Genomic DNA, 14,043 nt, shown 5'->3' with positions numbered 1-14,043 from the left:
TTTTATCTATTCGTCTTAAAAAGAAAATTCAACTCCTGTTAGAAAAGTTCGAGAAAGTGGATATGCAACATGTCCAAAATCTACTCCCCTATCTAAAACAGATCCTGTTCTACCTAAATCTGGATTATATCCTTTATAATCTGTAATGGTAAAAATATTGTCAAAACTTACATAGATTCTACATCTACTAACTTTTATCTGATTCATTAATTCTGAAGGCAATGTGTACCCAAATTGTAGCGTTTTGAATCTAAAATAAGAACCATCTTCTAAGAAACGATCTGAAGTTCTAGAGTTTAGGTTAGGATCGTTAATAACTGCACGTGGTATAGATGTATTTTGATTAGTTGGTGTCCACGCATTTAATGTTGTTTTAGCGTAGTTGTATTCTAAATTCATCCCTTCAAGGTCTTGACGAACTCCATTGTAGATTTTATTTCCTTGAGTACCTTGAAAAAACAAATTAAGGTCGAATCCTTTCCATGCAAAATTAGCTCCCAAACCGTAAGAAAATTCAGGATTTGGACTCCCTAGATATTGTCTATCATCTTCATCTATTTGTCCATCATTATTGTAATCAATAAATCTGATGTCTCCAGGCTTTGCATTTGGCTGAATTAATTGCCCATTTTGTGTATGTGCATTAACCTCTTCTTCAGAATTAAAAATTCCATCCGTTTTAATTAAATAAAAAGCTCCTACAGGAAGTCCTGCTTGTGTAACAGTTGCAGATGCGCCATGATGAGTTGGCTGACCTCCAAAAATTTGTTGAGAACCAGTTCCTAGAAAGTCTACTTCGTTATCTACTGAAGCAAAAGTTCCAGTTATTTGATATGAAAACTCATCGCCAGAATTACTGTAAGACAAAGAAGTTTCAAAACCTTTATTGGTAATCTGCCCTGCATTTATATACGGACTATTAGCACTTGCTCCTGTTGAAAGCGGAATTGGAACTTGCAATAATACATCCGAGTTCTCTTTTACAAAATAATCGAAGATAAAATCTAGTTTTCTATTAAAGAAGCTTAAATCGGTACCTATATTGTAAGATTTAGAAGTTTCCCATTTTATATCGGGAGTAGCAAACGCCGTTTGAATAGCTCCAGGCCATAAGGCTTGATTTTGTCCTGCTACATAATTGGTATTAAGATTTATTGCAGGACTAAATCGGTAATCATCAAATTCTTGGTTTCCTAAAACCCCATAACTCATTCTCAGTTTAGCAACATTTACTGTTTCTTGAATCTTACTAAAAAATGGTTCTCTTGAAAGGTTCCAAGCAAAAGCAATAGAAGGGAAATTTCCAAATTTATTATCTCCCCCAAATCTAGAAGAACCATCCCTTCTAATAATTCCAGTTAAAATATAACGTTCATCAAAAGAATAAGTTAACCTTCCTAAATACGAAACTAATACGTTTTCCCAAGCATTACTTCCAGCAGCAGCATTTACAGTACCTGCATCTAAAACCATAACTCCAGGAGGCATTCCACTTTTGGAACCTGTTAAACCTCTATATTTAGTATCTTGGTAGGTATATCCAACTAAGGCATCTATTTTATGCTTCCCAAACTCTCTTTTATAATTAAGTGTGTTTTCTGCCAATACATAATCGTTTTCATATCTTGTTTCTGTCAAATCTGAATCCAAATTAGTAAATAAGGCACCCACTTCATATGGATACGTATATTGGTAATTATATCCTTCTGTACTAGTGTATCCTAAATTCAGTTTATATTTCAAACCTTCTATAATATCAACTTCTGCAAAAGCGTTGATAATAGCTTTTTTAACTCGGTCTTCTGGAACTCTTAAGTTTAATTGCGCTACTGGGTTTGCTATATCTACAACTGGACCGTATGCCCCTCCATAACCTCCAACAGCATCTGGGTTATATACATCAAAAACAGGAATCATTTTAGGAGCAGATCCTACTGCATTTCCTCCTTGTCCACCTAAACCTTCGGCTCTTCTCCAATATTCTTTAGATAATATAACAGATTCTCCAATTTTAAATCTCCCTTTTGTTAAAGTAGATTTTAAACGAAGATTATACCTATTGTATCCTGTATTCTTAACAATTCCGTCCTGATCTATATATCCTCCAGAAACGCTATAATTATAATTTTCTCCTCCTCCACTGGCAGATAAATTATAATTTTTAATTGGTGCTGTTCTATAAATTTCATCTTGCCAATCTGTTCCTTCTCCTAAAGATTCAGGATTATTAGCAATATCTAGCCTTGCAAGTCCCGCATTGTCATGAGCGGCATTACTTACATTAGCCCATTCAGAAGCATTTAATACATCTGCTTTATTTATTATATTTTGAAATCCATAATACGTACTAAAGTCAATAACATTTTCTCCACTTCTACCTGTTTTAGTAGTAATTATAACAACACCATTTGCTGCTCTTGAACCATAGATAGCAGCAGCAGAAGCATCTTTTAAAATATCCATAGAAGAAATATCCGTTGGATTTAAGTTATTGATATTATCTACTTGTACTCCATCTACAATATAAAGTGGATTATTATTTCCTAAAGATCCTGTACCTCTAATTAAAATTCTAACTCCAGAACCAGGATTTCCCCCAGACGATTCTACTTGCACTCCAGGCACACGTCCTTGCAAAGCTTTTTCAACAGTACTAGATCCCTGAGTTACAATATCTTCAGCTTTAACAGAAGACATTGCCCCTGTTACTTCTTCTCTAGTTTGCGTTCCATAACCTATTACGACCACCTCATCTAAAGCAGCAGCACTTTCTTCTATGGTAACTGTTATATTTGTTTGACCATTTAATGGAACTTCTTTAGAAGTAAATCCGATGTAAGAAACTACTAAAATAGCGTCTCCACTTGAGGTGGTTAAAGTAAAATTACCATCAAAATCTGTTTGTGTTCCATTAGAAGTTCCTTTCTCTAAAATATTTGCTCCCGGTAATGGAGTTCCATTATTATCTAGAATCTGACCAGAAACCTCAAACTCTTGCATTGTATTAGCTCCTATTTCTATGGAAGTACTATCTTTTGGAGCCGTTTCTTTTAATAAAATTTTTCGGTCTACTACTTCGAAATCTATATTCTGACCAATAAAAATTTGCTCTAAGGCTTTATCTATGGAAACTTTTTTAAGTTTTAAAGATACTTTACGATTTAAATCGACTGCTTCAGAATTAAAAATAAATTTAAATTCTGTAGTAGTTTCAATTTCATTAATAGCGGTTCCAACAGTACCATTCTCAAGGTCTATAGTTATTTTAGTTTTCTGAGAATATGAAGTGTTAGCTTGCAAAGTAAAAATCATTGCAAAAAGAAACAAAATGGATAGCTTCATTTTTAAATCAAGGTTGTAAGTCCGAGAGTTTAAAACCCTCAGCTTTAATAGTTTTTTCATAATTTTGAATTGTTAGCGTTGATTAATAATTTTTTAGTCACTTAACCAAATCGGGGGATGTGACCGCATTCCCTGATTTATTATTTGTAAAATGACTAACTCTTAGAAAATGGTTGAACTAGTTTTTCTTCATAAAGACATTTTTAATTAATTGATTACTATTTTATTTTCTATAACTCGATATTCTATATCATATACTTTACTGAAATAATTAAACACCTGTTCAATACTTTCATACTTCGTTTCTATTGTGGCATTAAAATGTTCTTCATTTAAAGCTTCATTATTATTAATAATTACCACATTGTAATTTCGTTCTAAGGCTTTAATAATATTTTTAAAAGGTTCATTTTTAAAAACCATATCCCCTTTAATCCAAGAGGTATATATTGAGGTATCTACCTTATCTTTTATAATTACTTTCTTCCGTCTATCTAAAGAACCTCTTTCTCCAGGTACTAACTTTATTTCTTCTTTTTTAGATGAATTATTATCAGCTAAACTCACAGAACCATTCACCAAAACAACAGCTGAAGTTAAATCTTCAGTATAACTTTTAAGATTAAACTCCGTTCCATATACCTTTACTTCCATTCCATTAGCTTCTACAAAAAATGGCTTATGCTCATTATGGGCAACCGTAAAAAAGGCCTCTCCTGTAAGATATACTCTCCGTTCTTTTTTATTTGAAAACTTAACAGGAAACTTCAAAACACTTCCAGAATTCATTACAACCTGAGTTCCATCTGCTAGAATTAAATTGTATTTTTTTCCATAAGGAATAGTTAGCTTATTGTACACTAGAGGGGAGGAGTCTTCTTTATTGTCTTGGTAAGAAAGCTTATTCCCGTCATTATTAGCAAGGGGTTGACCGTCTGGATTTTTAATTACTTCTTTGGCACCATTTTTTATGCTTTTCAACTCTCCGTTAGCCAACTGTAAGGTTATTTGCTCTTCTCTAGATGAAATTGATTCTTTAATACTCTCTGGGAAAAATTGATTTTTTGCAAGAAAACTAGCTCCGACAATAAAAATAACAACAGCTGCATATTTAACTACAGAAGTAATTTTTTGCAGTTGCTGTTTTCTCTTCTCTTTTTTTATATCCTTTAAAAAGTCTTGCTTTACCTTTTTTAAATCTGGTTGATTCATTGCGATAGCTATTGCGAAATGCGTTTCAATATAAGTTTTAAATACTTTTGCATTATTATCATTCTCAATCCATTCATGAAGCACTTCTAACTCATTCAATGTTGCAGCATTAGTTAAAAATTTTACAATAATGTCTTCTATTTTTGAAGGAATCATTTTGAGTATTTAATAGTATTACAAATCAAAATTATAATACCCTTATTTTTTTTAGCTTTTTTTTGTCAAATTCACTTTTATTAACATAAATTTGAGGTTTAACAACCTGCCAACCCACAATTTATGATTTACAATAATTATGAAATTTTTATAAATAGCTTAAAAAAAGGAGATGAAAAAGCCTATGAATATTTAGTAGATAAATACTATCGGAAAATATATGCATACGCTGTAAGCTTAATAAACGACAAGGTTATTGCAGAAGATATTGTTCAAAATGTATTATTAAAGACATGGCAGTATCGAAAGAAATTAAATAAGAATTTTTCTATTCAGAGTTTTCTCTATAAATCTGTTTACAACGAATTTGTTAATACCTATCAAAAAAGTAAAGCCACCACCTATTTGCATTATAAATATTTAGAAAGCCTAGAAGAAATTACTACAAGTATAGATGATTCTAAAATTGAAAATTTCTTTAGAATAGTTACAGAAGAAATTGAAAAATTACCGCCTAAATGCAAAGATGTTTTTATGTTAAGTAAAATTGAAGGCCTTACCAATATTGAAATTTCCGAACATTTAGATTTATCTATTAAAACTGTAGAAGCGCAAATAACAAAGGCATATAGTAAGTTAAGAAATAGATTGGGAGAACAATACAAAGTATTATTTTTATTTACATTGGTAAACTAAAAAAGATCCTCCTTTTAGAAAAAAGAGAACCTTTTATTTTTTAAGTTGGTTAGTTTATTTTCCGCCTTTCAACTCGTCTTGCCAAGCATGTAACTCTACCCACTTCCCTTCGTAAGCTAATTGTGCTTGTCTTGGCCAAGTTCCAGGTTTGTGTATTTCGTATGCCTTTCCACCAGATTTTAAAACTTCTTCACATTTTTCTACACTACACTCAGAAAGTCCTTTCCAAGTGGTAATGCCTTTAGCGTGAAATAATAGTTCAATTTTAGGCCCTATTCCTTCCACAATTTTAAGGTCGTCTTGTTTTATTTTTTTTCCATAAGTAGCCTTAGCTAATGCAGCATCAAATGGAATTAAATTTAAAGTTGTGCTTTCAGTTTTTGAACTTACAGAAGGACTAGGTTTGGCTGCCAATTTAGACCTACAATCAGTAAGGTCGGCTTCCAATTTGTCGTATTTTTTTTGCCAAGCTTCAATCTCGGCAGTATTATTTCTAGAAGATAACCTCCCTAATAAATAACCTAAAATTGCGCATATAACGCCTACTATTAATGGAATAAGTAAACACCAGTTCATATATATAAATTTTGGATGATTAGTTCTTAATTGTAATTACAGTTCTTCTATTTTTTGCTCGCCCTTCGTTCGTATTATTATCTGCTATAGGCTCCGTTTCTCCCTTTGAAATGGTTTCAATATTTTCAGAAGAAATACCATTTCTTACCAAATAGGTTTTTATAAATTCTGCTCTTTCTTTTCCTAAAACCTTATTATTCTCTGTGTCTCCTGTGGTATCGGTATGACCAATAATTTGGACTGAAACATCATCAACCTTATCCATAGCCTGAACAATACTTAAATACTTAGCCCGTTGCTCCTCTGTTAAGGTAATAGTACTTCTGCCAGTCTCAAAGTATAATACAATTGGATTCTTTTTAATATTTTCTACAACCGCTTCGGCATCTTTAAAATTAGAATCGTTTGTTATAACAAAAGAAACAGGCCCTACATAGATACTATCTTGAACTTTTAGATTTGGTTTTAATTCTCCATAAGTATTAATTTTTTTAGAAGAAACCCCTTTTGCTATCAAATGGTTTTTAACTGCATTTGCTCTGGCTAATCCTAAGTTTGGAAAAGCAGAATTATTTTCTTCAGCAATTGAATAAAAGCCTGTTACATCAATAAATTTTGCACCATCTCCATTAAGATAATCTTTCAATTGAGCAATTCCTTCTTCTACCCCAGCACCAAGAGGCCTAAGAATAATAAAATCAGATTTATTAAAATTGAAATTATCATTCGTTTTATAATTAAAATTTCCTGTGCTGTCTATTATTACAAGTGGGTTAACAACCATTGAAGTTTCTTTTGGAGCTATAGTCTCTATATTTTCTATTGGGATTGCTTCTACCTCACAACATAAAATCCAATTAAAAAAAGAGCCAACTATAATGGTTATAATTATACCAACTAAGTAGAGAGATTTCATAGGATATCACTTTGGTTTATAAATTCTTACACTCAAATTTAGTCAATTTCTTAAATTGTAGGGCTAAATATGTAAAAAACTTTGAGTCAAATAGTTATGAAAATGTAAAATTCTTCATTCTAACTTTTAAATTTTGTATCTTTAATAGAAAGCGTTGGGATTAAAATCTTTTTGTATTAAACTGAAAAAACATTTAGACATAAACTCATCAGCAAATAAAGAGCACGTTTTGGAGCGTTAAAATCTCAATTAGTAAGTAAAATAAGAGGTTTTAAAACCAAAAAAATACTGCATAACCTCCTTTTAAAAAGAGAATTGCAGAAAAAGCTTAAAGTATTCGTATATATTTTTTAGAAATACGATATTTACCAACATAAAATCAGAACAGCATGTCACTACATAATATTAGACTTGAAGTAATGCAAACTATAGAAAAGAGAGTTGATTCTTTTCTAGAGCAATATCTTATTCCTGCTGACCAAATATGGCAACCTACAGATTTCTTACCAGATTCTCAAGGTGAAAACTTTTTTGAAGAAGTGAAAAAAATAAGAGGAGAGGCACAAGAATTAGGATACGATTTTTGGGTAGTATTGGTTGGAGATACAATTACAGAAGAAGCTTTACCTACCTACGAATCTTGGTTGATGGATGTAGAAGGCGTAGACCAACATGCAAGAAATGGTTGGTCAAAATGGGTTCGTCATTGGACTGCAGAAGAGAACAGACATGGAGATGTTTTAAATAAATATTTATACCTCTCTGGCCGTGTGAACATGAAAGAAATTGAAGTTACTACACAACATATGATTGCTGATGGTTTTGATATAGGTACCGGAAGAGACCCATATAAAAACTTTGTTTATACTTCTTTCCAAGAATTGGCTACCAATATTTCTCATAAAAGAGTGGGACAATTAGCTAAGAAGAAAGGAAACCCTATGTTGGCAAAAATGTGTAACATAATTGCTGGAGATGAGATGAGACACCATTTGGCATACCGTGAGTTTGTAAAAATTATTTTTGATTACGACCCTAGTGAAATGATGATTGCCTTTGCTGATATGATGAAGCGGAAAATTGTAATGCCAGCACAATTTGTTAGGGAATCTGGAGACCATATTGGAAGTGCTTTTGAAAACTTCTCTAATGCGGCACAACGCCTAGGTGTTTACACAACTTTTGATTATATCAATATTTTAGATCGATTAAACCAATATTGGGAAATCGATAAAATTAGAGAGTTAAATGATAAAGGTGAAAAAGCTAGAGATTACCTAGTAAGATTACCTGAAAGATTAAAACGTATTTCAGAAAGAATGTCTACTCCCCAAGATCCACATATTTTTAAATGGGTGGAAGCTAATGGAGTTTTATAATCTGTACTTTTCAGATAAAGACGCAAGACCGTTTCGCTGCAAAAAAAGTAAAGACAAGTTGTTACTGGGATAAAATATTTATTTTAGAAAGGAAGCTTTTTAAAATTTTGCTTTCTATTTTTAACAGCAAAAGGGATACTTTCTGAAAATATTTATTAACCTTGGTAATTAAGTTACTATAGTTTAGGGTTTAAGCTTACTTTTTATCGAATAATAGTGTTTTACAATATTAAAAACAGCCGTCTAAAAAGTAATTTATAACTTTAAAAATGAGCTTGTTGAAGTTTTTAAACAACTAACAATAAGAGTATCCTATCAAGTTTAAGATAATATTTAAGAGTTAGATGTTTAAAAACTTCGATTAGCTAAGCCTGATAGCCTCCTTTTTATGTAGAAAGTATGATTATGCTATTATAAATCAAATTTTATTCCTTGTGCTAACGGAAGTTCAGTTGTATAATTAATGGTATTGGTTTGACGTCTCATATACACTTTCCAAGCATCGGAACCACTTTCTCTTCCTCCTCCTGTTTCCTTTTCGCCACCAAAAGCACCCCCAATTTCGGCACCACTAGTTCCTATATTTACATTTGCAATGCCACAATCGGATCCTTGGTGAGATAAAAAGTGTTCTGCTTCTCTTAAATTATTAGTCATAATTGCTGAAGATAAGCCTTGCACTACCCCATTTTGAAGCTCCAAAGCATTTTCAACACCACCTTTATACTTCATTAAATAAAGAATAGGAGCAAATGTTTCATGCTGCACAATTTCAAAATGATTTTCAGCTTCGGCAATTGCAGGTTTTACGTAACATCCGCTTTCATAACCTTTCCCTTCAAGCACACCACCTTCAACTAAAACTGTACCTCCTTCTTTTTTAACTTCAGCTAAAGCATTTAAATAATTAGCAACAGCATCTTTATCTATAAGTGGCCCAACATGATTATTCTCATCTAAAGGATCTCCTATTCTAAGCTGTTTATATGCTTCTACAAGCGCATTTTTAACTTGGTCATACATAGTTTCATGCACTATAAGTCGGCGTGTAGATGTACAACGCTGCCCACAAGTTCCAACAGCACCAAATACAGCACCAATAACCGTCATTTTAATATCTGCGTCTGGCGTAACAATAATGGCATTATTTCCTCCTAATTCTAGTAGAGATTTCCCTAAGCGAGCCGCAACAGCCTGTGCTACTATTTTTCCCATTCTTATAGACCCAGTTGCAGAAACCAACGGAACTCTTTTATCATTTGTAAGTAATTCTCCAACTTTATAATCGCCTATTATTAAACAAGAAATCCCTTCTGGCAAATTGTTTGCTTCTATAACATTCCCTATTAATTTCTGACAAGCAACAGCCGTTAAAGGTGTTTTTTCTGATGGTTTCCAAACACAAACATCTCCACAAACCCAAGCTAAAGCTGTATTCCAAGCCCAAACCGCCACCGGAAAATTAAATGCAGAAATAATTCCTACAATTCCTAATGGATGGTATTGTTCATACATTCTATGTCCTGGACGTTCTGAATGCATAGTAAGACCATGCAATTGGCGAGATAACCCTACTGCAAAATCGCAGATATCTATCATTTCCTGAACTTCCCCTAAACCTTCTTGGTACGACTTCCCCATCTCATAAGACACTAATTTCCCTAAAGAAGCTTTGTGTTTTCTAAGTTCATCTCCAAATTGCCTTACTATCTCTCCACGTTGGGGTGCAGTTACTTTACGCCATTCTTTAAATGCTCCTTCTGCAGTTTGAAGCACTTTTTCATAATCTTCAGCTGTAGTTTGGTTTACTTTACCAATAATAGCACCATCTACAGGAGATTTAGAAATTAATTCTTCTCCAGATGCAAACCAATTGCTCCCTGTTGAACTTCCTAAATTTTCAGTTTTAACTCCTAATTGATTTAACGCTTCAGAAATTTTAGAATCACTTATATTAATTGTCATATTTATAACTTTTTAACTCATTTATGTTTCAATAATCACGAAAATACAAATTCTTTATGGAAAGCCACATTCAGTAAGCTAAAAATAAACCCCTATATACTGTTAAAACAAAGGGATATAGCAGGCTATTTTTTGTGATGAATCCAAACATACATCATTATTTCCACCCCATCAAACAGGAGAAATTATCTCTTAGTATTTGTAGCAAAATTATAAGATTTTAAACCCTCCCTGAAACCAACAAATCCTTCATACATCAGAAAAATAAGAATACTCTTACTTATTAGAAGAAAATAGAAAATTAACATTCATAATATTTGGATAAGAGTAAAATGAGCGTACTTTTGCTGCTATTTTAAACAAATCTAAATAAGAATAATAATGAAATATTTAACTTTTATACTGTTTTTCATCAGCTCCATAGCCATTTATGGACAAGAAGGAGGTATCCAAGGGAAGGTAGTAGATAATACAAATGAGGGCATCCCATATATTTCGGTCGTAATAAAAGAAAATAATAAAGGCGTTACTACAGCCAACGATGGTACTTACCGTTTAGAGAATCTTCAAAACGGATTGTATACTCTTAAATTTTCTGCTATTGGTTTTACTACTATAACAAAAAAAGTAGAAGTTAAAAACAATACTACAACAGAAATCAATGTTCTATTAGAAGAATCAATGGAGCAGTTAAACGAAGTTGTAATTACTTCCAATAGAACTAGAGAAACACTAGATGAAGTTCCTTCTTCTGTTTCTGTTATAACTTCAAAACAAGTGGAAAATTTAGCGCAAACAAGTAATTCTGTTGCCGATGTGTTAACAGAAGTTCCTGGAATGTCTCTAAGTTCTAACCAAACAAGTAGTACCGGGCAAACATTAAGAGGTAGAAGAATGCTGGTTTTAATTGATGGAATTCCGCAGTCTACCCCACTAAGATCAGGAGGAAGAGATGTAAATACTATAGATCCAAGTACTTTAGAGAGAGTAGAGGTTATTAAAGGTGCAACTGCTATTTATGGGAATGGTGCTGATGGTGGTATTGTAAATTATATTACCAAAAAACCACATGCTAACAAAAAATTAGAAAGCACCACGTATGTTGGCGCTGAAGGGGCATTGGTAGACATTAACAATACTGTTGGAGCTAAAGTAACTCAAACTTTCTCTGGGCAACTTAATAAATTAGGATATGTTGCTAGTGGAAGCTTTAGACAAACAGGCATTTATAAAGATGCTAATGGCGAGGTAATTTCTCCGTTTTATGGGTTAGGAGAAACTAGCCAGTATAGTTTATTCGGGAAACTTAACTATCAAATTACCGAAAAGCAACGAGTGGAATTAATGTATAATTATTTCAGCAGCAATCAAGATACAGATTACGTTCCGCAGGTTGGGGTTTATGGTGAAACACCAACTATTGGAGTACTTGGTGAAGATTTAGGTCAAGATCAAGGAAATAGATATAACCATAATGCACAATTAACGTATGATTATGATGATATCTTCGGGAAAACAGATTTTAGATTGAACCTTTATATGCAAGATTTTAAAACCGTATATGGGTATACAGATAGCTTTTACGATCCAAACTTAGGCTATGATGGCGGACAATCATCCATTTTATCAGCAAAAAAAGGAGCTCGTTTTAATTTAAAAACACCTTATACATTTGGAGAAGTAACAGGAAATATTCTTTATGGTGTTGATGTTTTAAATGATAAAACAGAGCAAGAATTAGTTGATGGTCGTGATTGGGTTCCGCAAATGGATATGACAAACTTTGCGCCTTATGCTCAACTAAAAACACTTTATAAAAACTTTGTTTTAAAAGCTGGAATTCGTTTTGAAAACATCAATATCGAGATTCCAGATTACACAACTCTTACAAGATATAACGTAGGAGAAACTACTCCTAATAGTGGGGGTGATGCCATAACAGGAGGCGAGTTAGACTATAATGCAACTACTTTTAACGCTGGATTACGATATAACAAATGGAGTGTTTTTAAACCCTTTATAAGTTTCTCTCAAAGTTTTTCTATTGCAGATTTAGGAAGAACACTTCGCTCTGCAACAGAAAATACAGTTAACGAGATTAATTCCGAAGCTGTAATTGCAAACAACTACGAAATAGGCTTTAACAGTCACCTAGGAAGAACTAATTTAAGCGGAGCTTACTTTATAAGCACCTCAGATTTAGGTTCTACTTACAGTGAAACTGCTAGTGGTGCGTTTGAGATTTTACGTCAGCCAGAAAAAGTATATGGTTTTGAAGTTTCTATGGATACAGAACTCGCAAGAAATGTAAATTTTGGAACTTCGGTTTCTTATACTGAAGGAAAAATAGACAGTCAAGATAGTGGAGATTACGATACTTATATGGGAGGAGACAGAATTCCTCCTGTTAAAATAGTTTCTTATGTGTCTTACAAATGGAATAACAAATTTGATGCTCGCCTTTCTTATATCTACAGTGGAGATAGAAACCGTTTTGAACCAAATGATAATGGAAGCTACACCTATGGTAAAGGTCCTGTTGATAGTTTTAACATATTAAATCTTACAACAAATTATCAACTAACTCCTTCTACAAAGGTAGGTTTAGGTATTAAAAACTTGTTGAATGAAGATTATTATAATCCGATTTCTCAATGGAATGCTAGAGACTCCAATTATATTAAGGCAAACGGAACACAATTTAATGTATCACTTACAGTAAACTTATAGAAAGATACAACCATGAACAACAGAGTCCTTTTAAAATACCATTCGTACTTCGGTATCATTGCGGGTATCTTTTTATTCGCTTTGGGTATTACGGGCTCTGTGTTGGTTTTTACAGACGATATTGATTTACTGATTTTTGATAGTTATGAAGTTGAAACAACAACTAACGACTTACAACTAGATAAAGCAATTGCTGAAGTTCAGAAAAAATTTCCTAATTGGGATAAGCGGATTATTAAGTTTGAAGAAGGAAAAACAATAATTTTTAATTTAAGAACTCCCGAAGCTAGAAAATACGCTTATGTAAACCCTTCCACAGGAAAAATAAGCAAAGTTATAAATGCCAACACCCATTTTACAAAGTGGATTCTTAAACTTCATTACTCGTTACATGCTGGTATTGTAGGGCGTTTCTTGGTGCTTTTAGCAGGAATATGTTTTTTCCTTTCATTAATTACGGGAATCATTCTTTACCGAAAAGTTATTTTTAAAACACTGCTATTCCAAACAAAAATAAGTAGTAAAAACAAACGAAATTACTACTCTTCCTTACACCGTTATGTTGGAGTTTGGGCGTTATTTCTAAATTTAATTATTGTTTTTACCGGTATATTTTTAGCCTACAAAGTGGTTACCTCTGGACTTAAAAAGGCAGTAGAACCAGCTCCTCCAACAGTAGAAACTTCCGTAGAAGCAGCATTAAAAACTATAAAAAAACAGTACCCAGATTTTACTCCCACCTACCTTAGACTCCCTACTTCTCCAAAAAGTAGTATTACGGTGAATGGTGTTTTTAAAGGGGATGCTTTTTACTTAAGCGAATATTATAACAAGGTTTTAATAGATTATAAATCGGGGGATATTAAAGCCGTTACCAAAATTAGCGAAGCCAATTTCAGTACTAAATTTAACAGTAGTATTCTCCCACTTCACTTTGGACAATATGGAGGCTTATTTAGTAAAATTCTGTACTGTATAATCGGACTTTCAGGGCCATTTTTATCCATTACAGGTTACTATATTTGGCTTAAAAGAAAAAAGATTGCATAAAAAGACAGATACTCCTGAAAC

Annotated in this window: 9 protein-coding genes; 4 read left to right on the top strand and 5 right to left on the bottom strand. The window is 32.7% G+C overall.

The genetic code is table 11. The features are described from left to right. Window positions 1–15: 15 nt before the first annotated feature. On the bottom strand, window positions 16–3,342 hold the full coding sequence (locus AC13CQ_RS16580; protein WP_474506756.1) for a TonB-dependent receptor: 3,327 nt from the start codon (window positions 3,340–3,342) through the stop codon (window positions 16–18). A gap of 207 nt (window positions 3,343–3,549) precedes the next feature. Beyond that, entirely contained in the window at window positions 3,550–4,710 is a 1,161-nt protein-coding gene (locus AC13CQ_RS16575) for a FecR family protein (protein WP_474507635.1), read from the bottom strand. Between the two features lie 123 nt (window positions 4,711–4,833). Here AC13CQ_RS16575 and AC13CQ_RS16570 point away from each other — a divergent pair, with 123 nt between their 5' ends. Beyond that, entirely contained in the window at window positions 4,834–5,406 is a 573-nt protein-coding gene (locus AC13CQ_RS16570) for an RNA polymerase sigma factor (protein WP_335587474.1), read from the top strand. Window positions 5,407–5,460: 54 nt separating this feature from the next. On the opposite strand, the gene AC13CQ_RS16565 is transcribed toward AC13CQ_RS16570, so the two are convergent. Both AC13CQ_RS16565 and AC13CQ_RS16560 read right to left on the bottom strand, forming a co-directional pair. Further along, window positions 5,461–5,982, bottom strand: coding sequence for a hypothetical protein (locus AC13CQ_RS16565; RefSeq protein ID WP_474506757.1), 522 nt, complete (start codon window positions 5,980–5,982; stop codon window positions 5,461–5,463). Window positions 5,983–6,001: 19 nt separating this feature from the next. Further along, on the bottom strand, window positions 6,002–6,898 hold the full coding sequence (locus AC13CQ_RS16560) for an OmpA family protein (RefSeq protein WP_474506758.1): 897 nt from the start codon (window positions 6,896–6,898) through the stop codon (window positions 6,002–6,004). A gap of 389 nt (window positions 6,899–7,287) precedes the next feature. Here AC13CQ_RS16560 and AC13CQ_RS16555 point away from each other — a divergent pair, with 389 nt between their 5' ends. Further along, on the top strand, window positions 7,288–8,277 hold the full coding sequence (locus AC13CQ_RS16555) for an acyl-ACP desaturase (RefSeq protein ID WP_008611758.1): 990 nt from the start codon (window positions 7,288–7,290) through the stop codon (window positions 8,275–8,277). 411 nt (window positions 8,278–8,688) lie between these two features. On the opposite strand, the gene amaB is transcribed toward AC13CQ_RS16555, so the two are convergent. Beyond that, window positions 8,689–10,242, bottom strand: a complete 1,554-nt coding sequence (amaB, locus tag AC13CQ_RS16550; RefSeq protein WP_456868165.1) for an L-piperidine-6-carboxylate dehydrogenase — start codon at window positions 10,240–10,242, stop codon at window positions 8,689–8,691. A gap of 381 nt (window positions 10,243–10,623) precedes the next feature. On the opposite strand from amaB, the gene AC13CQ_RS16545 reads away from it, so the two are divergent. Together AC13CQ_RS16545 and AC13CQ_RS16540 are read left to right on the top strand one after the other, a co-directional pair. Continuing rightward, window positions 10,624–12,972, top strand: a complete 2,349-nt coding sequence (locus AC13CQ_RS16545; RefSeq protein WP_474506759.1) for a TonB-dependent receptor — start codon at window positions 10,624–10,626, stop codon at window positions 12,970–12,972. Window positions 12,973–12,984: 12 nt separating this feature from the next. Then, a complete protein-coding gene (locus AC13CQ_RS16540) occupies window positions 12,985–14,022 on the top strand; it encodes a PepSY-associated TM helix domain-containing protein (RefSeq protein WP_474506760.1) in 1,038 nt (345 codons plus the stop codon). Window positions 14,023–14,043 lie beyond the last annotated feature (21 nt).

The organism is Galbibacter sp. L-19 (assembly GCF_056857615.1).
This window is presented reverse-complemented; position numbering and strand designations above follow the sequence as displayed.

Excerpts from the sequence above, each read along its gene's own strand:
- AC13CQ_RS16560 (WP_474506758.1), bottom strand. The coding sequence starts at position 6,898 with ATGAAATCTCTCTACTTAGTTGGTATAATTATAACCATTATAGTTGGC.
- AC13CQ_RS16580 (WP_474506756.1), bottom strand. The coding sequence starts at position 3,342 with ATGAAGCTATCCATTTTGTTTCTTTTTGCAATGATTTTTACTTTGCAA.
- AC13CQ_RS16565 (WP_474506757.1), bottom strand. The coding sequence starts at position 5,982 with ATGAACTGGTGTTTACTTATTCCATTAATAGTAGGCGTTATATGCGCA.
- AC13CQ_RS16545 (WP_474506759.1), top strand. The coding sequence starts at position 10,624 with ATGAAATATTTAACTTTTATACTGTTTTTCATCAGCTCCATAGCCATT.
- AC13CQ_RS16575 (WP_474507635.1), bottom strand. The coding sequence starts at position 4,710 with ATGATTCCTTCAAAAATAGAAGACATTATTGTAAAATTTTTAACTAAT.
- AC13CQ_RS16570 (WP_335587474.1), top strand. The coding sequence starts at position 4,834 with ATGATTTACAATAATTATGAAATTTTTATAAATAGCTTAAAAAAAGGA.
- amaB (WP_456868165.1), bottom strand. The coding sequence starts at position 10,242 with ATGACAATTAATATAAGTGATTCTAAAATTTCTGAAGCGTTAAATCAA.
- AC13CQ_RS16540 (WP_474506760.1), top strand. The coding sequence starts at position 12,985 with ATGAACAACAGAGTCCTTTTAAAATACCATTCGTACTTCGGTATCATT.
- AC13CQ_RS16555 (WP_008611758.1), top strand. The coding sequence starts at position 7,288 with ATGTCACTACATAATATTAGACTTGAAGTAATGCAAACTATAGAAAAG.